Source organism: Nocardia colli (assembly GCF_008704205.1).
Lineage (GTDB): Bacteria > Actinomycetota > Actinomycetes > Mycobacteriales > Mycobacteriaceae > Nocardia > Nocardia colli.
In genome coordinates this window covers 79,356-101,980 of sequence record NZ_VXLC01000031.1, presented here as the reverse complement: position 1 = coordinate 101,980, position 22,625 = coordinate 79,356, and the positions used below count along the sequence as shown (strand labels likewise).

At 67.2% G+C, this 22,625-nt stretch carries 17 protein-coding genes; 1 reads left to right on the top strand and 16 read right to left on the bottom strand.

Annotated features, from left to right (window positions below; genetic code table 11):
* The coding region (locus tag F3087_RS40370) for an NAD-glutamate dehydrogenase domain-containing protein (protein WP_150407448.1) at positions 1-2,076 on the top strand (2,076 nt) is incomplete at its 5' end.
* Positions 2,077-2,237: 161 nt separating this feature from the next.
* On the opposite strand, the gene F3087_RS40365 is transcribed toward F3087_RS40370, so the two are convergent.
* From F3087_RS40365 to F3087_RS47355, 16 genes are all read right to left on the bottom strand, one after another.
* Positions 2,238-2,978 (bottom strand): sulfite exporter TauE/SafE family protein, encoded by a 741-nt coding sequence (locus F3087_RS40365; protein ID WP_150407447.1) that lies wholly within the window; start codon positions 2,976-2,978, stop codon positions 2,238-2,240.
* A gap of 4 nt (positions 2,979-2,982) precedes the next feature.
* Complete coding sequence (locus F3087_RS40360) at positions 2,983-4,011, bottom strand: alpha/beta hydrolase (RefSeq protein WP_150407446.1); 1,029 nt, start codon at positions 4,009-4,011, stop codon at positions 2,983-2,985.
* Positions 4,012-4,288: 277 nt separating this feature from the next.
* The gene (locus F3087_RS40355; protein WP_150407445.1) at positions 4,289-4,624 is read right to left on the bottom strand and encodes a helix-turn-helix domain-containing protein; all 336 of its coding nucleotides are present in this window, start codon (positions 4,622-4,624) and stop codon (positions 4,289-4,291) included.
* Positions 4,624-6,327, bottom strand: a complete 1,704-nt coding sequence (eccE, locus tag F3087_RS40350; RefSeq protein WP_223885716.1) for a type VII secretion protein EccE — start codon at positions 6,325-6,327, stop codon at positions 4,624-4,626. Before eccE ends, F3087_RS40355 begins: the two co-directional genes overlap by 1 nt.
* Complete coding sequence (gene mycP / locus F3087_RS40345) at positions 6,324-7,685, bottom strand: type VII secretion-associated serine protease mycosin (RefSeq protein ID WP_150407444.1); 1,362 nt, start codon at positions 7,683-7,685, stop codon at positions 6,324-6,326. The genes eccE and mycP overlap by 4 nt, the downstream gene beginning before the upstream one ends.
* Positions 7,685-9,202 (bottom strand): type VII secretion integral membrane protein EccD, encoded by a 1,518-nt coding sequence (gene eccD, locus F3087_RS40340; protein ID WP_150407443.1) that lies wholly within the window; start codon positions 9,200-9,202, stop codon positions 7,685-7,687. The genes mycP and eccD overlap by 1 nt, the downstream gene beginning before the upstream one ends.
* Positions 9,199-10,686, bottom strand: a complete 1,488-nt coding sequence (locus tag F3087_RS40335; protein ID WP_150407442.1) for a MinD/ParA family ATP-binding protein — start codon at positions 10,684-10,686, stop codon at positions 9,199-9,201. Before F3087_RS40335 ends, eccD begins: the two co-directional genes overlap by 4 nt.
* 34 nt (positions 10,687-10,720) lie before the next feature.
* A complete protein-coding gene (locus F3087_RS40330; protein WP_150407441.1) occupies positions 10,721-11,548 on the bottom strand; it encodes an ESX secretion-associated protein EspG in 828 nt (275 codons plus the stop codon).
* A 65-nt stretch (positions 11,549-11,613) separates the two neighbouring features.
* Entirely contained in the window at positions 11,614-11,904 is a 291-nt protein-coding gene (locus tag F3087_RS40325) for a WXG100 family type VII secretion target (RefSeq protein ID WP_150407440.1), read from the bottom strand.
* A 24-nt stretch (positions 11,905-11,928) separates the two neighbouring features.
* A complete protein-coding gene (locus F3087_RS40320) occupies positions 11,929-12,312 on the bottom strand; it encodes a hypothetical protein (RefSeq protein ID WP_150407439.1) in 384 nt (127 codons plus the stop codon).
* A gap of 65 nt (positions 12,313-12,377) precedes the next feature.
* Positions 12,378-13,658: a PPE family protein gene (locus F3087_RS47250; RefSeq protein WP_150407438.1), complete on the bottom strand. Its 1,281-nt coding sequence runs from the start codon at positions 13,656-13,658 to the stop codon at positions 12,378-12,380.
* A 20-nt stretch (positions 13,659-13,678) separates the two neighbouring features.
* On the bottom strand, positions 13,679-13,996 hold the full coding sequence (locus F3087_RS40310; RefSeq protein ID WP_150407437.1) for a PE domain-containing protein: 318 nt from the start codon (positions 13,994-13,996) through the stop codon (positions 13,679-13,681).
* A gap of 121 nt (positions 13,997-14,117) precedes the next feature.
* Entirely contained in the window at positions 14,118-18,128 is a 4,011-nt protein-coding gene (gene eccCa, locus F3087_RS40305) for a type VII secretion protein EccCa (RefSeq protein WP_150407436.1), read from the bottom strand.
* Complete coding sequence (gene eccB, locus F3087_RS40300; RefSeq protein ID WP_150407435.1) at positions 18,125-19,681, bottom strand: type VII secretion protein EccB; 1,557 nt, start codon at positions 19,679-19,681, stop codon at positions 18,125-18,127. The genes eccCa and eccB overlap by 4 nt, the downstream gene beginning before the upstream one ends.
* Before the next feature lie 4 nt (positions 19,682-19,685).
* Entirely contained in the window at positions 19,686-21,407 is a 1,722-nt protein-coding gene (gene eccA, locus F3087_RS40295) for a type VII secretion AAA-ATPase EccA (RefSeq protein WP_223885715.1), read from the bottom strand.
* 180 nt (positions 21,408-21,587) lie between these two features.
* A complete protein-coding gene (locus F3087_RS47355) occupies positions 21,588-22,520 on the bottom strand; it encodes a C40 family peptidase (protein ID WP_317983958.1) in 933 nt (310 codons plus the stop codon).
* Positions 22,521-22,625 lie beyond the last annotated feature (105 nt).

Genomic DNA, 22,625 nt, shown 5'->3' with positions numbered 1-22,625 from the left:
CACTTCTGGCTCGGTGACGCGTTCGCCTCCGGCGGGTCGCTCGGCTACGACCACAAGGCGATGGGCATCACCGCGAAGGGCGCGTGGAAGAGCGTCGAACGCCACTTCGCGGAGATGGACATCGACACGCGGAGTGTGGATTTCACGGTCGTCGGCATCGGCGACATGAGCGGTGACGTCTTCGGCAACGGCATGCTGCTGTCCGAGCACATTCGCCTGCTCGCCGCCTTCGACCACCGGCACATCTTCCTCGATCCGAATCCGGACACGGTGCGCTCGTTCGCGGAGCGCCGGCGAATGTTCGGCCTGCCGCGATCGTCCTGGCTCGACTACGACCCCACCCTGATCAGCACCGGCGGTGGCGTGTACGAGCGATCCGCGAAGGCGATTCCGGTTTCTCCCGAGGTTCGGGCCGCCCTCGGCATCGACGACGGAGCAGCCACGCTGTCACCGCCCGAGATGATCGCGGCGATTCTCACCGCACCGGCAGACCTGCTCTGGAACGGCGGCATCGGGACCTACGTCAAGGCGTCGTCGGAGTCGCATGCCGACGTCGGCGACAAGTCCAATGACGCGGTACGGGTGGACGCGAACCGCATGCGCGCGAAAGTGATCGGCGAAGGCGGCAATCTCGGCGTCACCGCGCTCGGGCGGGTCGAATTCAGCAGGCACGGCGGGCGGATCAATACCGACGCACTGGACAACTCGGCCGGCGTCGACTGCTCCGACCACGAGGTCAATCTCAAGATTCTGCTCGACGCGATGCCATCCGGCGAAGCACTGGAACCGGCCGAGCGTGACCGGTTACTCGCCGAGATGACCGACGAGGTCGCCGAACTGGTACTGGCCAAGAACATTTCGCAGAATCTCCGCCTCGGCCTGAGCCGTGCCGAGGCACCCGTCATGTTGGGCATGCACCGCAGGCAGATCGCCGATCTCGCCGCGCGCTACGGCGTGGATCGGGACCTGGAGGGGCTGCCGTCCGACGCCGAGCTGATCCGGCGCGCCGCGGACGGAATCGGCCTCACCTCACCGGAATTGGCGAACGTGATGGCCCACGTGAAGCTGTCGCTGGAGACCGACCTGCGAACCAATGGCCTCCCGGATCGACCGGAATTCGAATCGGTGCTGCCCGAATACTTTCCCTCGGTGCTGCGCACCAGATTCGGCGCGGCGATACGCCGGCATCCGTTGCGCCGCGAGATCGTGACCACGATGGTGGTCAACGATGTGATCGACAATGCCGGGATCAGTTACGTATTCCGGCTTTCCGAGGAACTCGGCAGCAGCACCGGCGAAGCGGTCCTCGCCTTCTACGCCGCCGTCGAGATCTTCGATCTACGCGGCCTGTGGCGGGATATCAGAACGTGCCCGGCTCCGGTCACCACGCGGGATGCCTTCGAGTTCGAAGTGGGCCGGACCGTGGATCGGGCCGGGCGCCGGTTGCTGTTGAGTCGGCAGTGGCCTGCGGACTCCGCAGCGGAGGTCGCGCGCTACCGGCAAGGTCTGCGGGCGCTCGCGGAGCAGAGTCCGCGCTGGCTGCCCGGCTATGCCGCGGACGAAATCCGTAATCGGGCCGCGAAGTGGGTCGGCCATGGCGCGCCGAAAGAATTGGCGGAGAGGGTGTTTCGGCTCATCTACCTGTTTCCGCTGCTGGACGTGCTCGACACAGCTCAGCGTTGTGAACGTGACCCGGAACCGGTCGCCACGCTCTATTGCGCGGTCATGCAACACTTCAAGATAGACCGGCTGCTGTCCGCCCTCGACCGGCTCGAGCATGGCGACCGGTGGCGTGGGCTCGCCCGGTTGGCGGTTCGCGACGATCTGTACGACGCGGTGCGCTTGCTGACCCACGATGTGCTGACGGTGGCCGACCCGTCCGACAGCCCCGCGGCGGCGATCGGCAACTGGGAGTTGAACAACCGGACCCGGGTTGTCCGCGCGGCCGGCGCGCTCGGTGACATATTCGCCTCCGGCAACTACGGCCTGGAGGCACTGTCGGTCGCCGCACGCCAGCTGCGCAAGGTCGCGAATGGTGGCGACTCCAGAACCGGCACAACGCTATTGAGCGAATAGTCGATGGCGAGACTGGCAGAGAGCCGATGGGGGGAAGCTCTCTGCCAGTCGTGATCGCCGACGGTCAACCGACGATGCGAGCGTTGAACTGTGCAGGGCATCAACGCTTGCATGAAATACGATAAACGCTTACCGCCCTTGGGAATTGCGGCGCCGATGGCCTATCGGATCTGCAGGGATGCGGCAATCGCCGCACTGGTTGCCACCGCGGCGCGCAGCAGCGAGTCGGGCATCCGTCGTGCGGTACGCGCCCCGACATAACCGCCGGCCACGCCGGCCACCCCGAGTGCTGCGACAGCAAGCCAATCCACCGGCCCGAACAGCGCGAAAAGCATTGTCGCGGTGATGTTTACCGCTAGTACGACCAGGACCTTCAGCGCGTTGGACCGTTGGATGCCGCCGGTGAACGTGATGACGTAGCTCGAAACCAGCAGCGGGCCGACACCGGCTCCGAAGTATCCGCCGTAGATCCCGAGCACAAAGGTCACGACGACAGCGATACGCGGGCGATCCACCGATTCCGCGCTCCGCGCCGCGCGCCGGACTATCCACGGTCCCACCAGGACCAGTACCGCCGCCCCGATCAGCAGGGACGGGATAACGGCCTCGAACACCCGCTCGCCGAGCAGCAGCAGCAATCCACCGCCGAGGCCGCCGCCGAGACCGCCGGCCAAGGCCAGTTCCCAAGCGCTGCGGCCCTCCTCCCGTAGTCTGTCGCGATATCCGAGACTCCCGCCGAGAGTCGTCGGCATCACCATCCCGACGGTATTGGTGACATTCGCCGCCACCGCCGGGTATCCGGCTGCCAGCAGCAGCGGAAACGAGAACAGCGATGGCGACCCCGCCGTGGAGGCCACCACGCCGCACACGAAGCCGAGCGGTACGAGTAACAGCACGCCCATCGATTCACAGCCCTAACGGCGCTGCCAGGATCGGCCACGAATCCTTCAACGCCTCTTGCCAATAACCCCACGAATGCGTGCCCTGCGGGGTGAAGTTGTAGCGCGCGGGGATGGCGAGCTGGGCCAATCGTGCTTGCATGTTGTGCGCGCAGTAGTTCGCCGCGGACTCGATCACTCCACCGACGAGGACCTGATTGGCGAAACCGATCGGACCGGGGAGTGTGTACTGCCCGCCGAGCTGATCGAAATCCCCGGGCAGCCCGCTGCCGTTCGAGATGTAGATCGATTTTCCGCGCAGCCCCTCGGCCTGCACATATGGATCGTTCTCCGCCCAGCGGGGACCACCGACCGGGCCGTACATCTCTTCGATATCGGCCATTCGCTGCTGCTCGACCGACAGGGTGAGGCGGAGGAACTCTTGCCCGATCGGATCACTGATCTGCGCACATCCGCTGTAGGCGGCCACGCTGGAATAGCGGCCGTGCGTCGTCGCGGCCAGCGACAGCGCCGATGTCGCCGACATCGAATACCCGGCTATCGCGTTGCGGCCGTTGGTTTTCAGGAAATTGTCCAGCAGTGGCGGCAATTCCTCGGTCAGGAACGTCTTCCAGCGTTGCCTGCCGAAACGGCTGTCGTCGACCTCCCAATCCGCGTAATAGCTGGCGCGCCCACCCAGCGGGGTCACGACGTTGACGTTTTTGTCGGCCAGGAACTCGAGCGCATCGGTCCTGCTCGACCACGTGGCCCCATCGGTACCGGCGGCCGCGCCGAGCAGTAAGTAGAGGGCCGGCCGCGGCACACTGGCGTCGGCGGCAAGCTGAACATCGACCGGTATGTCCATGTTCATGGATCCGGAATGTACGGCTAAGGTGAGGTGCTGCGCATCGTGATTGCGCACAGAGACTATGGAAGACGCCGGAAAGTCCGCCAAGAGCGGGCCGGGCAACGCGGTATATACCGCCACCAGGGCAAGCGCAGCAGGCCGGAAGAACACAGCGAACAATAGACTGCGCAATCCTGTTTTCGGACGCATATCAGCTCGAATTCCTTGACCGAGTAGAGAATCAGCCCCACTCCCCCTTGCCGGAGAAGGTTACAAGTCGCACAGCAGGCTATCGAGGACAACTGCCCGCCGCTGGGAAGACCGCCTGCGCCGGTCCGCATATATTGGTGTGGGAATTCTCGACAGCTCGAGCAGCCGGCGAACGTGCGTCGGCAGCGCCCCGCCACGCAGGGATGATCCGGCTAGTAGCCCAGCAAAGTCCGGCCGCTCGAGCTGAATTCCGGTGCCGTCCGAGCGGCCGGTAGGCCTAGTCGGTGACGAAGTATTCCGTCGGAACGTCGAATACCCGAGCCAGCGCGATGATCAAGTCGAGCCGCGGAATCGCATCACCGTGAATGAGCCGGTACAGTCCGGACTGGGATACCGGCACGTCCGGATACGCCAATTCCAGATGTCGCGCGAGCGAGTAGAGCGTCAGTGATCGCGTCGCCCCTTCTCCGGTGGAGACGATCGACTCGGCGATCAGGGCCGACAGTTTTCTGGAGAAGGTCGCCGCCGCGGCCTGCTTGGGGCTCAGGCCTTCCGCAGTGTCCTGTTCAATAACCTCGTTACTCTGAGATTCCGCTACCACACCAATAGACATTACCGCTCCACCTGGGTGTTGAAGGACCGACCATTACGGTGCGGCGTCGTCGCGTAGACATTGATCGGGGCAGGTACGACCGGCGGATCGGCCGGCGCGTCGAAATAACGGCTCTCCCCACGCGGCTCGATCAGGTCCACCCGCACCGTACGCATGGGCATATTGATATCGACCGCCGTCGCGCTCACCTGATCGATCACCAGGTCTACCGAACCGCTGTGCGGCCCGCCCGGGTCGCTGATGATGACGGTGGTCTGGGCGGTCGAGACCTGCGGCGAGACATGGTCGAACACGGCGACCGTGGCCACCGACGGATCGATCGATGGATGATCGGACACCAGCCGCAACGAGCGCGTGTCGCCGACCGCGGCGACCAGCGTTCGCCAGCTGTTCGGCCGTATCGTATGGATTTCCACCTCCGCGCCGACCGCCATCGCCCGCAACAGGATCTGTTGTGCGACGGGCAACTTCGCACATACCTCGACGGTCCGCCGGCGCGGGTTGTAGCGGGCCGGGTCGAACAGCGGCAGCGCGAGCGCATGCCGGGGCTGACTGGCCAGCGAGCCGAGGATCTGGCCGTTCGGGCCGATCGGGATCAGCAGATCGGCGAGCAGTCGATCGGTGCCCGCCCGGCCACGCGGCCGGTGCCCGGCGAACACCGAGACCGGTTCTCCCGCGCTCAGCGAGGTCAGCAGCGCCGCCGACTGCCGCCCGTTCAACGGCCGCAGATACCGGGGTCGCGGCTGCCCGGCCGGACCGACGTAACGGACCAGGGCGCTGGGTCCGCGCCGGCTCAAGCTCACCACCAGGGTGGTGTGACCGCGGCTCGACGCCCAGCAGTCGGCGAGCCCGTTGTCCCCGATCAGCGACCAGTCCACCGCATAGGTGGTCACGCACCGTCCCGGCGCCGAGGATTCGAGACACTCCCACTTCTCCGCGAGATCGGCCAGCTCGACGCCCTCGTGCAGCAGCCGGACCGCGTCACGCATCGCGGCGGGCGGCAACGGGTAGGCGAGGATCCCTCGTTCGCGGAGCCGACCGGCGATCCGATGCGCTGCCGTCGCCAACGCGGCAGGCGCCGAGACCGCGCACGGCCCGCGGCGCGCCAACGCGGCCAGGTTGCGCTCTTGATCCAGCCGCACCACCAACCAGGTCACCCGGCTGCCGACGATCGCGTGCCGGCCCACGATCTGGTCGTAGAGCATGCTGTAGTTGCCGCTCGGGCGGGTTCGCTGGCCGGTGGTGACGATGTCGATATCGACCGCGATGCCGTAGTGGTCGAGCAGCGGAAGCAATGCGGCCACCGACACCGTGTCCTCGGTATAGATGACGTTGTCGGCGATCACCGTCGGCAGGTCCAGGTTGGGAGTCAGCTGGATCATCGCGACCAGTGTCGATCCGATCGCCCGAACACCGCACTCACCTGCGGGGACCCGGATCTCCGCGGCCTCGGGTAGCGCTTCGGCTCGCGCGCCGGCGCGGGCCGCGTGCCCGGATCGGTAGCGGGTCCAGTCGAGGGTCCAGCGCCATGCGGTCCGCCCGTTCACCTCGACGGTCACCGCGACGATCAGTGCGGCGGAAACCAGCGGGCCGACCCACCACGGCAGTCGTGCCGATGTTCCGGCCGAGATCAGGCTGCCGACTAGCACCACCGCGGCCAGTGGACCGCGGTCGAAGCCGAGCCGAATGTCCGGCTTCTTCACCGGCGCTCCCGGAATACGCGGCCCATCGACATCGCGCCGAGGCCGAGCAGCACCGCGCCGAGGCCGACGCCGATGGCCGCTGTAGCCGGCCTGGAATCGCGCGCACGCGACGGTGATGGCATCCGCAGAACTTCCGGGCGGTCGGCGCGCGTACCGGCCGTTGGCGCGGGCGGCGTGCGATAGCTCAGTGCGTTCATCGGATCGATCAGACCCGCGCCCACTGTGTTATCGATGCCGCGGGCCGGAGCGTGCGCACCTGCTTGCAGGCGCGCGGTGATCTCGGCCGGCGTCTCGTTCGGGAAACGCGAACGCAGCAGCGCGGCAACGCCACTCGCGTAGGCGGCGGCGAACGAGGCGCCGCCGACCGGGACGAGCTTGTCCGGCTCGCCGACACCGTTGATCAGGCCGCCGCCGCCCGGCCCGAGCGATTCGATGCCGGTGCCGGGAGCGGCGATCGACACCCATGGTCCGGCCAGCGAATCCGGCATCGGCACTCCGGTGGCGGTGGTCGATCCGACGGCCAGCACCGCGGGTGCGAACCAAGCGGGTGCCGAGATCGTCTTGACGTTGGTCCAATTCCGGTCGTCGAGCGGTTGCGTCGGATCGGCGCCCGGATTCTGTGCGCATCCTCGGCCGTTGCTATTTCCGGCGCCGGCGACGACCAGCGCGCCCCGGCCATACACCGCGTAGCCGAGTGCCGCGGCGAGCGGCGCCTGGTCGATGCCGAGTTCGGCGGGCACGCAGATCGGCAAGGCGATCGTAATGATCCCCGCGCCGAGCTCGGCGGCATGCGTGATCGCGCGCGCCAGTATCCTGACGTCGGCCGAAAGCTGTTGGGCGGCATCGGCTATCGGTTGATCGGCGGTGAACGCGCCCGACTGCACCCGGATGGAGATCAGCTGTGCGTCCGGGGCGACTCCGCTGAAACCATCCGCCGGATCCGCGCTACCGCCGATGATTCCGGCGATCAGCGTGCCGTGCGCGTCGCAATCGGACAGGCCGTCTCCCCCGGCGACCACATAATCGCCACCGGCACGAAGATTCGGCAGCCGGGAATTGGGGGCCACCCCCGTGTCCAGCACCGCCACGGTCACCCCGGCGCCGCGACTGAGCGAACGGGCCTGCGGCAGATCCAGCGCGATCTCGGCAGGTGGTGTCCGGGCCAGGTCGGAGCCGGGCAGCACGCCGGAGGCCAGGCACCCCTTGTTCTGTTTGGTCGGCGTCTCCGGGCCCGGCGGGCTATCCGCCGGGGCGGGACCGGCGACGATCCGGGGTGGCTCGACCGCGCCCGCCGGCACCGCACCGATGCCGAGAACCGTTGCGGCGCACACCACCGCGACGATGCGGGCGCGCACCATCACATGCTCCGCATGGCGGTGTAGATCCCGGCGATCCAGCAGGCGAGCACCGGAACGACCAGAATCAGCGCGTACTCGACCAGATCGATCAGCCGTCGCGTCACCGGCGACAGCCGCCTGCCGACCAGACGCGTCGCGGCAAGGCAGCCGACGCAGGCCGCGCCCACTACGGCGGCCACGACGATCAATCGGACGGGCGCACTGTCATACGCGCCGATCAGCACACCGCCGAGCCCGGCGACGATCACGCCCGCCGCGCCGATGAGGGCCAGTGATTGAACCCGATCCGGATACCACCGCGCCCGCATGACCAGGACGGCCGCCACCGCCACCGCCACCAGGATCTCGCGCACGCCGCCGGGCGCGGTCGCCGCCGCGATCACCGACCCACCCGCGAGCAGGACGGCGGTCGCCGAGATCAACCCGCGCAACGAGGCCACCGCGCGCCGGGCGCGGCTCTCGATACCGGTGTCGCCGAGCCTCGCGCGCCGGTCCGCGGCGCCGGGTTGGTCGCGATCCTGTTCCGCGGCAACGGATTCCGCGTCGAAGATGTCGGTGAGCGTCGGCGGGGTGACCTCGCTGCCCGGATCCGGCAGGTCGGGTGGCTGGATCCGGGCCATGATCACCGCGAGCCGAGGCGCGGCCGTCAGCAGCACCAGGCCGGCGAGCAACACGCCGCCACATACCTGGTGCAGCGACACATCGGTATAGCTCAACGGAATCGCCGCCAGCGCAAGGGCGATACCGCCCGTGGTGATCGCGACCAGCACCGCGATACCGTTCCCGGTCAGCCGCATGATGACGGCCGCGGCCGTGGCGGCCACCACTGCTCCGGCCGCGAAGTTGGCCGCGGCGAACGAGCCGGGTACGCCATCGGCAGGCGGCACCAGCATCGCACCGCCGGCGAAGAGCAGAGGCACTGAGCACAGTGCCAAGCCGAGGTGCAGTCGCGGCGCGGATGCCCGGCGCCAGGCCGACACCGCGCCACCCCAGCAGATCGCGCCGAGCAGCAGTGCGGGCACCCCGCAGTACAGCAGCGATCCGGAATCGGTCCAGGACCAGGCCAGCAGTGTCGCGGCGACGACGGCGCCGGCGAACAGCGCCACCAAACCGGTGATCGCCGAGGTGGGCGCGTCGTACTCGGCGAACTCGCGTTCGTTGATCAAGGCCAACGCGTCGGTGACGTCTTCGACTATCGGATTGAACACCTCCGCCGACTCGACGACCGACAGCATGAGCACGGTTCCGTCGACGATGTGGTGATCGGCCAGCGACTGCCAACGGGGCAGCGGCGCCGAGCCGGGACGGGCCAGGCTCCACTGACCGACCGGAGGCGCGTAATCGACCTCGGCGTCATCGATCGCCTCGGCCAGTACCACCAGCAAGTCGTCGATGAAGGTCTCGATCGTGAATTTCGTCGGCACCACCACGTCCACCTGGTAGCCGGCGATCAGGACCCCGATCCTGGCCCGCGCCACCTCCGCCGACTGTCCCGGCGACGCGACCGCGGTGCTCATCGCCACCCACCGCGGTCAGCCGAGCCCTCGGCGCCGAGCAGATAGCTCGGGAACGCGTCGGACAGCTCCGCGGCGATGTCTTCGAAGGCCAGACCCGTCGCGCTGTCCAGCAGTCGAAGATCGATCTCGCCGCCCTCCGCGAGATGCGGGTCGTAGGGAACGACGCAGGTGGGCCGCTGCACGGTGGCGAACAGATTCTCGATCGTCTCCACCTCGACCAGCGGTTTGTCCGGGCGCTGGTGCACGATCGCGATGATCGACCGTGCGGCCAGGTGGTACAGGCCGTGCGCGTTGAGCCAGTTGAGGGTGGCCACCGCGCCGGTCACCCCGCCGACCGTGGCCGGGGTGACGATGAGCACGGAATCGCTGGTACGCAACACGGTTCCGGTCACCGAGTCGAGCACACCGGTACCGCAGTCGACGAGCAGCAAGTTGTAGTGGCGGCGCAGGATCTCGGCCGCGGCCATATACTCCCCGCCGGAGAGCGCCTCGTTGGATTCGGTGGTCCACGGCGAAGCCAGCACGGCCAGATCGGAGTCGTTGATCGAGGCGTAGGACTGCACCGCCGAGAACGCGTCGACATCCGACGAGCGCGCCAGATCGCGAAGGGTCAGACCATAGGGATGCCGGCAGGTGCGAGTGGCGAGATCACCGAAGTCCGGATTGGCATCGATGGCGGCCACCCGGTCCGGCCGGAGCTCGGCGAAGGTCGACCCGAGTGCGGCGGCGGTGGTGGTCCGGCCGACGCCGCCCTTTACGCTCAGCACGGCGATCTGGTAGGTCGTGGTGAGCTGCCGCCGGATTCGGGCGCGTCGCTGTTCGGCGCGCTGTTCGGCGGGTGAGAGACCGAGATTGAAGCCGACCTTGTTCAACGCGCCGCGCACTCCGGTGGTCGAGCGCAGTTGTACGCGCCGGGTCGCGGCCAGGTCGGCCAGCAGGTCCATCGAGTTGAGCGTCGCGGGCAGGACTTCGATCCTGGGTACCGGTCCCTGGTCCGCGGGCCGGTAGCGATCGGGTACGGCAGCCTGATGGTCGGCGGGCGCCGGGCCCCATGCTCCGTTGCGGGTAGCGATCACCGCGTTGGCGTCGTATCCGGTCTGCTCGTAGTACCCGGCCGGTTGTTCGGAATATCCTGCCTGCTGCTCGAATTGCGGCGGCCGGACATCCGCCGCTCGCGCTGCCACATAGGGCTGCTGCGAATTCGCCTGCGGCGGTGTTTGTGGCGGCAGCACTGTTTCGGGCCGGATCGCGGGCTCCGGCGGCTGCGGTGCCGCGGGTCGTTGCGGTGCTTCCGGCGGCGATCCGATCACCGTGACTTCGGCATCGGTGAGGCGGAAATAGTCGGGGCTCTCCGCACTTGGGCTCGGCGAGGTGCTCGGCGTCTCGGCGGCCGCGGCTGGTTCGGCCTGGTCCGCGAAATACGCGTCGTAGCCGCTGCGGCCCGTATCCGGGGGCCGGCCGTTGACAAGCGGGGTTCGCTCCATTTTCGTTGTCCTCTCGGAAATTACGCCGCAGCGCTCACTCGGTGCGGGTGGTGTCGAACCAGCTGCCGCCCGGCAGCAGTTCCACCAGCGCCGCGACACCCGCGCGCAATACCGCGTCGTCGCCCGGTGCGTAGGTAGACCACACAGCTCCGTCCATCGCCACCCGTGGCGTCACGATGACCCGGCCCTCCCGGGTGTCCAGCACGCTGAGGCACAACTCCGGCACATCGAGACTGCCGTCCCGGTGTTCGATCATCAGCACCTCGGCCCGGCGATCGATCTCGTCGAGCACCCGGCTGAGCACACCCGCGGTATACGCGGTCGCGCCGAGCCCGAGCAGTGCCTGCCGCCGCTCCTCGCGTTCGGCCGGAACCTGCGCGAATCGGCTGAGCAGCGCGGTCATCGGCTCGAATTCCAGTGCGGGCCATGGACCGAGCGCGGCGGCCAGCGCGGCCGTCACGGTGTCCAGCGCACCCGGTGGCTGGAAGATCGACTCGATGACGATGTGGTCGTCGCACCGAACGGCCATGACATGCGACTCGCCGCACCGGACGAGAGAAAGCCGTAGCATCGCGAGCGGCTCCGCCTCGCGGCCGGGCGCGACTATCCGGGCAACCAGCTCGACGTCCGGACGATAAAGGCAATGCAGCCACCGCTCGACCGTCGGGTGCACGCGGTCGTCTTCGACGATGCCCGCTGTCGCGAGCTCATCCAGGACGACAGCGCGTACCCGATCCCGATCCGCCAACTGATAGATGTTGGGCAGCACCGCCAATACCGCAGGGTATGCATCGATTCCGACCATATCCTGCAGTACCAGCGCAGCATCTACGTTGAGGTCGATGGCTACGGGATCGGTCATCGCGCCGTCGCCCGACAGGTGGTCGTTCGATGCGCTTGTCCCGCACGGGATTCCGCATACACGTGTCACACCCTGATACTGTTGAACTTTCCGTGCTGGGCGTTATCGGTGTGCGACATATGTTTCGCGGCTTCGTCGATCGCAAGTCGCAGCTTGTTCAACGTGTCATTGTATATCTGCGACTTGTTGTCCAGAGCCGCCATGATCTGTTCATAACCTGCGGCACCCGCACCGGTAAGATCCGTGAGCAGTTTTTGTTTCAGGGCGTTGACGTTTGTGACATCCGACTGCATACCGTTCACGACGGAGTGGAGTTCCGCGACGTGCAAATCAATGGTGTTGAAATCGTATTTCATTACCGTGGTCCTTTCTGGTGTGGGCTAAGCCCACGAGCTGGTATCAATTGCGGGCGTCCCACTGGGGGCGACGCTTCCGGTGTCACCCAGGATTCCGGCCGAGCCCGCGGCCGCGTGGACCCGGCTTGCCGCGTCCGTGTCCTGGACGTCGACGGTGACGCCGAATTGGCTCAGCGTGTCGATGATCTCTTGCAGCGAGCCGCTGAGTGCCTTGCCCGCGACATACGCGTTACCCAGTGCGGTATTGACGGCCTGACCGGCACCTGGACTGACGAGAGCCACCTGCATCCCGTCCTGGACACCGGTCAGTGCCCTCAAATGGCCTTCGAGTTCGGCGTGGCAAGCCGCAGTGCTGTTCGCGGATGCCTGCATTACATGCGGGTCTCCGGTGAACGTTATGTTCGCCATCTCGCGTTCCTTTCGCGGGTCGGACTTATCTTCGGCCTCGGCGACAGTTCACCGGGACGCTGTGATCAGACGAGCCCCGGATCGCCAGGGTCGCCTTCGATGACTCCGTGCCCGATCCATCCGGAATCGGGTGCGTCGTCGGGTTCGGTGCCGTCGTACTCGATCACGCCGATCGCCGGAGGCTGAGCCAGCGTCGGCACCTCCGACGACGTTCCAGGCGTGAAAACCTTGGCCGGCTTGTCACTGTCGTCGCGGCGGCGCCGCAACATTCGCTCGACCGGTGCGCTCGCGCCCTTGGGCGCCGCGCCTCGACCTATCGGAGCGCCGGTTGCCGCGCTGCTGGGTGTCGCACCGAACGCCGACCCCGGCCCAGCCACCCAGTTGGCGGGTATCCGGAATCGGGTGGCGGCCGTGGCGATCCCGCCGGCGCCATCCCGGAACATGCCGAGGGTGACCATGCTGCCCATGCCGCCGTTCAAACCCGCCAGCGTCGGTGAGGTCGGTGACGTGCCCTGAAAGCCGTAACCGTCTGCCGTGCCGGATAGTTCAGTGCCGTTGGCCGCCATCGGGTCGGCCGGCAACTGATCGACCGGGTTTGCCGTGGACGACATCTCCGTCGGCAAGTCCGTGCCCGGCGCACCCGAGCCGAACGGGTCCGCCGAGGATCCGCCCGGATCCGGTATGGGAGCGCCGCCCCCGCCCGGGGCGCCCGGCGCCGACGGCGCACCGGACGGCATACCGCCCGCACCAGGACCACCGAGCGCACTCGAGATCGTCCCGGCGGTCGCCGTATCACCGGCACCCCCGGCGATCGGCGGTGGTGTCGGAGTCTGTGGCGGTAACGCGGACAACGCCGAAATCGCTCTTCCGGCATACCTATACATCACCGCCTGGGCCTGGACCCACATCTGGTAGTAGGCGGCCTCGTTCGCCGCGATCGCCGCGGTGTTCTGCCCCATCCCGTTGGTGAGGGTCAAACCCACGGCGGCGACCCGGTTGCCGGCCACCACCGGATACGGCGGCATCGCCGACAATGCCTCCATATAGGCCACGGCGAGATCCGCCGACACATTCGCTACTCGGGTCGCGACCGTCGATTGCTGCTTCGGCCAATCCGCTATATCACCGAGTGCCCGTTGTGCGGTGTCCGACGAGGGACTGGGCCACGCCGCGATCATCGCGGCTTTGGACCCATCGGCTGCGCCGCCCGCTGCCGTCAACGCTTCGGCGACATCGGAATACGCCATGGCGGCCGCAAGTAGTGGGCCGGATCCCTGTGTCGGCAGAATTCGCAAAGAGTTCTCCTCGGGCGTCAGCGCGTTGAAATCGACAAAAGGCAACAGCATGGCAACGACTCCTGAGCTACCTACGTAGGCAAACTGGCGGCCTGACGGTCGATTTCGCTACCGCCGGCCAGATCCGCGCTCTGATAATTGGCATCCACCACGGGGAGCTGGTCTGCCAGGACCCGATGCAGTGCGCCCCAGTCGCTGATGACGCCGAGGAAAGCCGGCGAGTATTGCGACATCTGCTCGGCGACCCAGGTGCTGATGGAATCGGTCGCCGCAGCACCGGGGGACATAGCACCCCGCGCGGGTTCTACGACGGCCTCCAACCCGGCTCGGCCCGCGTGCAACTGCGCGGCGACGACCGGGAGCTGACCCGGCGTGATTTCGAGGGCCATGGAAGTCTCCTTGCAACTACTAAGACTCGAAACGAGATACTGCAAGAAACGTAACTCAGACCATGGCGGTAGACTGATTAACTATTCCCACTAATGGGAAGGTTATGAATGGCGTCCCCGGTTAGTCACGCAGCGTCGACGCCGATTGCACCAGGTCTCGGCGCGAATACAATGGCTCGACAAAAATCCCGCGCCCGGTCGGCTGTTTCGCTGGTTTCACGTCGCCGACGAGCATGCCGTCCAGCTTCGAACCGTCCATAATGAAACCCGACGAGTTCAGATTCTTGATCTGGCCGAGCACGTTGTCGTACATGGCGGTATCGGCCTGCGCGATACTGCGCGCGACGATGACGTGCAGTCCGGTATCCCGGCCGTCGACCACGACGTCGCGCAGCGCGTCCAGCGGATTGAGCATGCCGCGCTGGGCGACCATGTGGTAATCGTCGATGACCACGAAGATCTCCGGGCCGGTCCACCACGAGCGCTGCCTGAGCTGCTGCGCGGTGACGCCGTCGGGTGGCCGGCGCTCGCGCATCTTCATCGCGAACGCGGGCAACGCGTCGGCCACGTCCCGCTCGCTGGTGAGATAGCCGATCAACTGATCATCAGGTATGGCGTCGATGTGCCTGCGCCGGTAGTCGATCAACAGCACCCGGGCCTGATCCTTGTCGAATTGCAGCCGGATCGACTCCAGCAGCGCCGAGAGCACCGTGGACTTGCCACAGCCCGAGGAGCCGAGCACGATCAGATGTGTCGAAACGCCGAAGTCGATGGCGGCCGGACGAAGGTCGGATTCACGGACACCGAACGGCACCACGAGGCGCGTGGCGAGGCTGCTCGGATCCGGCCAGTCCGCCCGGATCTCGGCCAGGGAGACGTGTGCGGGCAGCAGTTTCACCTCGGGCACCGGGTGGGCCGGCTGCGACCGGTTGATCTCCTCGATCGCGGCCGCGAGCCCCTCGCCGGCCGACTCGGCATCGGTGACCCCGTCGGTGCGCGGCAACGCCGTCAGCATGTGCAAGGCCTCGGTTGAGACGCACCGTCCCGGACGATCGGGTGGTATTGCGCCCACCACCCCTCGATGTCCGGTGAAAACCGTGTCGGTCAGGTCGCCGAGGCGCAGCTCCAATTTCGTCTGCAACAGATCCTTCACGGCCGGGCGAATCGTCGCCCAGCGCGAGCTGCCGATGATCAGATGGACGCCATAGTTCAGGCCCTGCACCGCGATCGACTCCATCACCGGCAGATACTCGTCGAAGTACGGTCCGTTGACCGCGAAGCCGATATCCCATCCGTCTACGACGAGGAAAACATCGCCATGCGCGTCCCCCCGGGCGATGAGTTCCGCCGATTCCGCGGCCGAGTTGCGTCGCCGGCGGAACTCCCGCATGCCGTCGATGCCGAGCTCGGCGAACAGCGCCTGCCTGCTGGCGATCAGATTGGTGATCAGCGCGAACGTGCGCCGAACCCGGTCCACCTCACGGGCCGCGGCGATGGACCCGACATGCGGCAACCCGCGCAACGCGGACAGGCCGCCGGCGAAGTCCAGACAATAGAACTGCACTTGCTCGGTGCTGTGGGTGAGCGCGGCGGACAGGATAAGTGTTTGCAGCGCAGTTGATTTGCCGGATTGCGGGCCGCCGACGATGGCCACGTGCCCGCCCGCCGCGGACAGGTCGACCGACCAGACGTCCTGGCGTTGCTGCCGGGGTTTGTCGATGACCGCCATCGGGATGCGCAGCGCTCCCGGCGTCACGGATTGGCTCAGCTGATCAAGCGTCGCCGGCACATTCAGCGGCGGCAGCCACATCTTGTGCGCAGGCCTGCCGTGCCCGGCGAGCTGCTGCAATACCCATTCCATGATGGTCGGCTGTTCGCCGTCGTCCGGCACCGGCAGCGGCGTGCTCGGCACGGGCTCTACGACCGGCGCCGAACGAACATCGTTGATGCGCGCCGCGGTGAACAGTTGCGGTGCGCGATACGCGCCACCCGCGCGGCGCACCCGCTGCGCGGTCACCGAGGCGGCCTGCACCGGCGCGATGTAGGGCTCACCGACATACGCGGCCTGGAATCGTTGCAGGTCGCCGGAGCCGACGCGCAGATAACCCGACCCGGGCTTCTTCGGCAGATGGTACGCGTCGGCGGTGCCGATGGCATCGCGCGAATCGCTGGTTTGGTTGGTGCGCAAGGCAACTCGATATGACAGGTGCGCCTCGAGCTCGCCCATCCGGTTCGCGGGCACCTTCTGCGAGGCGAGTAACAGGTGGATGCGCAACGATCGCCCGAGGCGGCCGATGGCGACGAACAGTTTCGCGAAACTCGGATACTGCTCGAGCAACTCGGCGAACTCGTCGAGCACGATCAGCAAGGTCGGCAGCGGTGGCAGGTCGGCGCCCTGCTCCCTGGCTCGTTCATAGTCGGCCACGCTGGCGAAATTTCCCGCGTCCCGCAGAATCCGTTGGCGCCGGGCCATTTCGCCGTTGATCACGTCCTCCATGCGGGTGACCAGGTCGGCCTCTTCCTCCATGTTCGTGACCACGGCGGTCACGTGCGACAGCCGATCGAAGCCGAGAAACGTCGCACCGCCCTTGAAGTCGACGAGCAACAGATTCAACGTGTCGGGCGAGTGCGTGGCCACCGCCGAAAGGACAAGGGTGCGCAGGAATTCCGACTTACCCGAGCCGGTGGCGCCGATACACATGCCGTGCGGGCCCATGCCCTCCTCGGCGGATTCCTTGATGTCGAGATGCACGACGCCACCGGTCGGATCGTGGCCGAACGGGATGTTCAGCCTGGTCCGATCGTTGTCCCGGCGCCGCGGCCACAGTCGTTCGACGCGCAGCGCGCCGGGGTCGACGCCGACCATCTCCTCCCACGAGGACCCGCCGCCCGCCTGCTCGGCGGCCACCGCCTCGACCACCGTCGAAAGGCGGTACGCCGACAGGCTTCTGGCCAGCGCGCGGACCGCGGACGCGGACATCGCGTCCGCGACGCCGACCCGGCGGATGCCCCGCGCGGTCACCTCGTTCAGCGACCGGTCACCGGACAGCGTGAAGCGCAGCGCCCGGGGCAGACTCTGCTCCGCGGCGCCGAGGCGCAGCCAGGTACAACCGTCGATCCCGGAGATATCGCGGTCGGTGGCCGGTCCGCCGACATCGACGATCAGCAGATAGTGGGTGCGGTCCAGGGTCGGCTCGTTGTTGGCCGAGAAGGGGCCGCGGTTGAGCCCGGCGAGCACCTTGGCCCGCAGCTCGGCGACCGTGCGATAGACCATTCGGCTGGAGCCGATCGCATCGGTGTCGATGGGGTGCTGGGTGTGCGGAATCCACTTGAGCCAGGACCATTCCGGCGAATCGGGATCGGACAACACCGCGGCGACCGCGACCTGATCCGGGCCGTGCAGCACGACCACCTCCGCGATCATCGCCCGGACCAGATCCGCCAATGCCGTTGCCGTACCGTCGATCTCCACCTCGGGCACGGAGAGCAGGTTGATCGCGACCGGCATGCCGCCCACGGTCGAATACGCCTTCGCGAAGCGCGTCAGTTCCACCACGCCGACCGGGTCCAGATCCGAGGTGGGCGCCGCTTCGGGCACGATCACCCGTACCTGATTCGCGATCCGGCCACGGCCGACCCTGACCCGAAGGAACTGCGGGCTCCCGACCTGCACCTCCCACATGCGTTTGCCGCCGATCAAACGGCCGATCTCGAGCGGCCCCGGATGGACGTAGCGCAAGTAGGCGTGCAGTTCCGTCTCCGCCTGATGCACGGTCTTGCGATTGTCGGTGATGCTGCGCAGATAGTCCTTGCGCTCCTCGTTGAGGCCCGCCGCGCCGCCCGCACCGCCGCCACCCAATGCCGAGCCGCCCATCATGCCGAACATCGAGACGACCATCATCACCGGGAAGAACAGCGACATCGGCGACATGCCGCCGCCGCCGCGGAACATCAGCACCATCATTCCGGCCATAGCCGCGAACATGACCACCGGCATGATCATCCGCAGCCGCGACATGGGCACAGGTTTGGGCAGTTCGGTAGGTGGCTCCAGGCGTAACTCGGTGACCGCGGGCGCCTTCGGGCCGCGCACCGCCCTGGCCGGTCGCACGAACCGTCGGGTACTCGTCATCGGGCTCCTGCCAATCCGGCGACGACCGCGTTCGGCGGCATGCCGTCGTGCTGAATACGCGCGTCCCGCTGCGACAGGGTCGGGCCGGTCGCGAAGAGGGACACGACGCTCCACGGTGCGAGCACCGGTGTGCGTAAGGCCAAGGCGGACAAGGTCGGATCGATGCCGGAATTGGCCGAGCGATCGATGTCGATGCCGTACCGGACGCCGCTGTCGGAGATCCAGAACAGCGATTCGCGCAGCGGTGAATTCGGGTCCGAGCCGGTGACCTGGACAAACCTTCCGGTGGTGCGCGGCAGGTAGGCCGCGTCGGCGATCTCGCCGCCCGAGGACGGCGCGGTGACCAGCGCGACCGCGCTCGCCTGTTCGCCGGTGGTCAGCGGCAATTGCCTGCCGACCAGAAGCGATGTGGTCGCACTCGCCGCGCCACCGGGACGCGACCAGTGATAGCAGGTCACCGCGAAGGCCGCCGGATCGAGGAGCCGAATCGGCTGGCTCGGAAAGGTCGCGACGCCGGGCCAGGTCCCGGGGCGCAGGTTGGCCGCGATCACGTCGGGGCCGACCGTTCTGGCTGAGACGGCGCCGTGCGAGTCGGCATTGCGCAGCATCGACGCGAGCACCTGGCTGACCCGGACCACACCGGTCTGCGAGACCAGGTAATACGTCACGCTCTGATCGCCGGCGGGCACCGTCAGCACCGAGCCGATGGCGACGGTGAGACCGGAGGCGAGGGTGATCGATTGGCCTGCGCCGGGGACGTCCGGAACCTGTAGCCGAGCGACCTCGGTGATCGCGCTGAGCAATCCCGGCGAGGCGGCGGACACCGGAGCGGCCGAGTCGATGCCGAGGGCCAGGGTCACGGATGAATCGGACAGATCGATCGCGGCCCGTACCACTCCCTGTACGGGATCTCGGTAAACCAGCCAGCTACCGCCGCCGCCGCGCAACAACCGGGCCTCGCCGAGCGCCAATTCCCGCACCGCAGTGCCGTCGACGGTCAGCGGGCCGCCGATCGCGGTGGTCCGCACCGCGGAGCGGGCGGCCGCGGGCAGGCCGGTCGACGGGTCGACCGGAGCGTTCGCTCCCGTACGCGCCGAATCGCAGACCGCCCACGAGGAATCCCGGTCACCCGAATCGGCGATGGCGCCCGGCGCTCCCGGGATGCCGACCCACGGGCCACGCGGAAACTTCGCCAGTTCATCGCGCGAGACAGCGACCGGATTGTCCGGCGTGCCGATGATCAACCGGGCCGAGGTCAGATTGAGCGCCGGATGCATGCGGTCACCGACCCGGACGAACAACGCACCGGTCTCCTTCTCCGCCACGATTTTCGCGTCGCCGACCTTCTTGTCCGGCTTGAAGAACGACAGCACGGCGGCGCCGGCGATTACCACGCAGGCGAGTGCGATGCCGATCGCCAAGGCGGTCGACCGGCCGCGTTGCGGATCGTCGATCATCGATGCGTCGCGGCGCACCAGCGCGTGCTCGATGCGGTGCAGCAGGAATCGCCACCCCGAGACCTGATGTTTGGTCACCACCCGGAAGCGCGGCATCGGCTCACCCGCCCGCCGGCGCCAGGCTGGTCAGCGCGGCGGCGATGTCGAAGGCATCGATCGTCATCAGTTCCTCGTCGGACATGGCGGCGACATCGATGTGGTCTCTGGTGAATCGGTAATCCCGCTCCGCTTCGGCGGCCTCGATCACGTTGCGCACGAACCGCCCGTTGCCGACCAGGTCGATCCGGCGCCTGCCGTCCCTGCTCTGCGTGGACAGTTCGGCGCAGCGCTCCTGCAAGATCTCGCGCGCCTGCTCGGACAGGATCGAATCCTTCTTGCGGGCAATGTGTTCGGCGATCAGCACGAGTTCGTCGGCGGCGTAGCTCGGGAACCGGATCCGCTTGGTGAACCGGGAGCGGAGTCCGTCGTTGGACGCCAGGAACCGATCGATCTCGTCCTCGTAGCCCGCGATGATCACGACCAGCTTGTCCCGATCGTTCTCCATCCGGGCCAGCAGGGTGTCGACGGCTTCCTTGCCGAAGGCGTCACCGCCCGAAAGGCCCTCCTGAATCAGCGTGTACGCCTCATCGATGAACAGCACGCCGCCCACCGCGGAGTCGATCAGCGCGTTCGTCTTGGGCGCCGTCTGTCCGAGATGGGTGCCAACCAGGTCGGTCCTGGACACCTCGACCACGTCGGCGTTCTCCACGACGCCGAGGCCGGCGAAGATTTTCGCGATCACCCGGGCGATGGTCGTCTTGCCGGTGCCGGGCGGCCCGGAAAAGATCAGGTGCTGGGAACGGAAGTCGACGGCGAGGCCGCGTTTGGCCCGGACCTGATCCATCAGCACACCCGACTTCAGCCGGTTGACCTGGTCCTTGACCGAATCCATGCCGATCTGCGCCTGCAAGAGTTCCGAGGCCTCCGCCAGCAGCGATTCGCGTTCGGCGCGTGCGGTCGAGGCGGCTACCTCGACCGGATCGTCGCCGGATTTGGGATCCCACGGGTCGGCCCGCGACGCGATTACCGCGGCGGTGGTCGTTTCGAGTCGATAGGTCTTGTCCGCGACGGCGCGCTGCCACACCGCACGCTGCGGCCACAACCCCGAACCTTGCAGTCCGGCAAGGACTTTGTCGGCCGCGTCGTGGTCGCCGTTCTGCCGCAGCAGCATTCCGAGCAGGAAATGCGCGTCCGCCCAGAGGTAGGAAAGGCTCCCGGACGCACTGTCTTCCACGATCCGGCGGGTACGTGGCATCGCCTCACCGAATCGGCCGACGCTGGCCAGCGACTGCGCCATCATCAATTCCGCGGCGATGTCGAGCACGTTGTCTTCGAGCACCGGCGAGCGATTGCGCGCGTCGATGACATCCGGCCAGCGTTCGGTCCGGAACCACAGCGACATACGGACGAACCCCGCCAGTTCGTCGCCCGGTATTTCGCCGAGAATATCGGCGGCCTCCTGCCATTCGCCGCCCTCGGCATACGAGCAGGCTTGGGCGATGGCGATCTGGTCACGATTTGCCATGGTCATCCGCAATCCGTAGATGCCCACCTCGACCTGACACCACACAGCGCCGCCGACCAGCCCCGCACGTTGCTGATCGCGATACAGATTATGGACCGAACGATAGGCACCATAAATAACTTCTGCGGTCACCTCACCGGCCATGGCCCGGCCGAGCCAGGCGTCGCACATGTCCGGATCGAAGTCGGTTGCTGCTCTGAATGCCGCGGCCGCGTGCTCTTTTCGCACACCGCCCGGCAACAGCCCCAGACTTTGCACACCCGTATAAAACGCGTCTTCGGCCGCTGACAAGTCTGACTTCCCTTCAGAGAATCTCGCCTCATCGAACGATAGCCACTCACCATCAGGCCCGATCCGCGATCGTTCCCAGCACCGGGAAGAATGAAAGCGCGGCACGCGAAAAAGAAAACCCCCGAAAATACGGCCGTCGATATCGGCTCAGAGCACCCGGACGACCACGGCATTACCCGGCATCCGGGACCAGGTGACGGACGACCCGGGCGACGGTGCCTCGATCACCCAGCCGTTGCCCGCGGCCAGCTGGACATGCTCGGGTCCGCGGCTGCTGAACGAGTCCGCCGGAAAGACCAGGTCGCCCGGGCGCACGTCCTGGGGGTGCACCCGCTCGCCACTGTAAATCTGGTCATATGTCGTCCGGGGCAGGACCACCTCGTTGTGCGTGGCCTGCGCTATGGCGTACTGAGTGAGCCCGGAGCAGTCGAAACCGCCACCGCTCGGTCCGCCCACACCGCCGCCGCCCCAGATGTACGGCAGGCCGACCTGTGCGCTGGCGATGCTGACCGCATTGCCGCCCGCACTGCCATCCGAGGGCACCTGCCTGCCGAGATGCCGCGGCTGTGACCGCGCGCGGGCAACCGCCTGCGAGCGCAATGCCCGCCGCCGGCGACGGCGAGGCGGGGCGGCACGCCGGCGCAGCTTCGGCGGTGCGGCCGGTGGGACGATCTGCGCGGCGAGCTGCTGTGCCGACGCGGTGTCGGCGTTGACCTGCCTGGTGGCGTTCGCCAATGCCAGCTGCGCGCTGTGCAGCAACGCGGGGCCCGCGAAGCGGGTATCACCAACGGACGCGATAGCCCGGGTCCGGGCCTCGAAGTCCGCGATCTGATTCGCTACCTGGTTGCGGCCGTTCATCGTGCCCGCGCCAGAGGTATTGACCGCCTGGTGGACGACGCCGTCTTTGCCCGCATGCGATTCCGCGACCGCCGCCTGCATGTGGCGGGCGTCCGCGTACCCGATCGCGCCCGGCCCGGCCGACGAGCCGCGATCCGCCATCAGCGCCTGCGGCGCCGAATTCGGCGCGTCGGGCCGGCCTTCGCCGTATAGCCCGAGCAACGAGTGCAATACCCCGCTCATGCCGATACTCAGCCCGGGCAGCATTCGACTGGCTCGCTGTCACTCATCCGACCGCCTCCTAGCCTCGGTTGACCAATATGTGACATCGGCTGTATTCCGCGCATC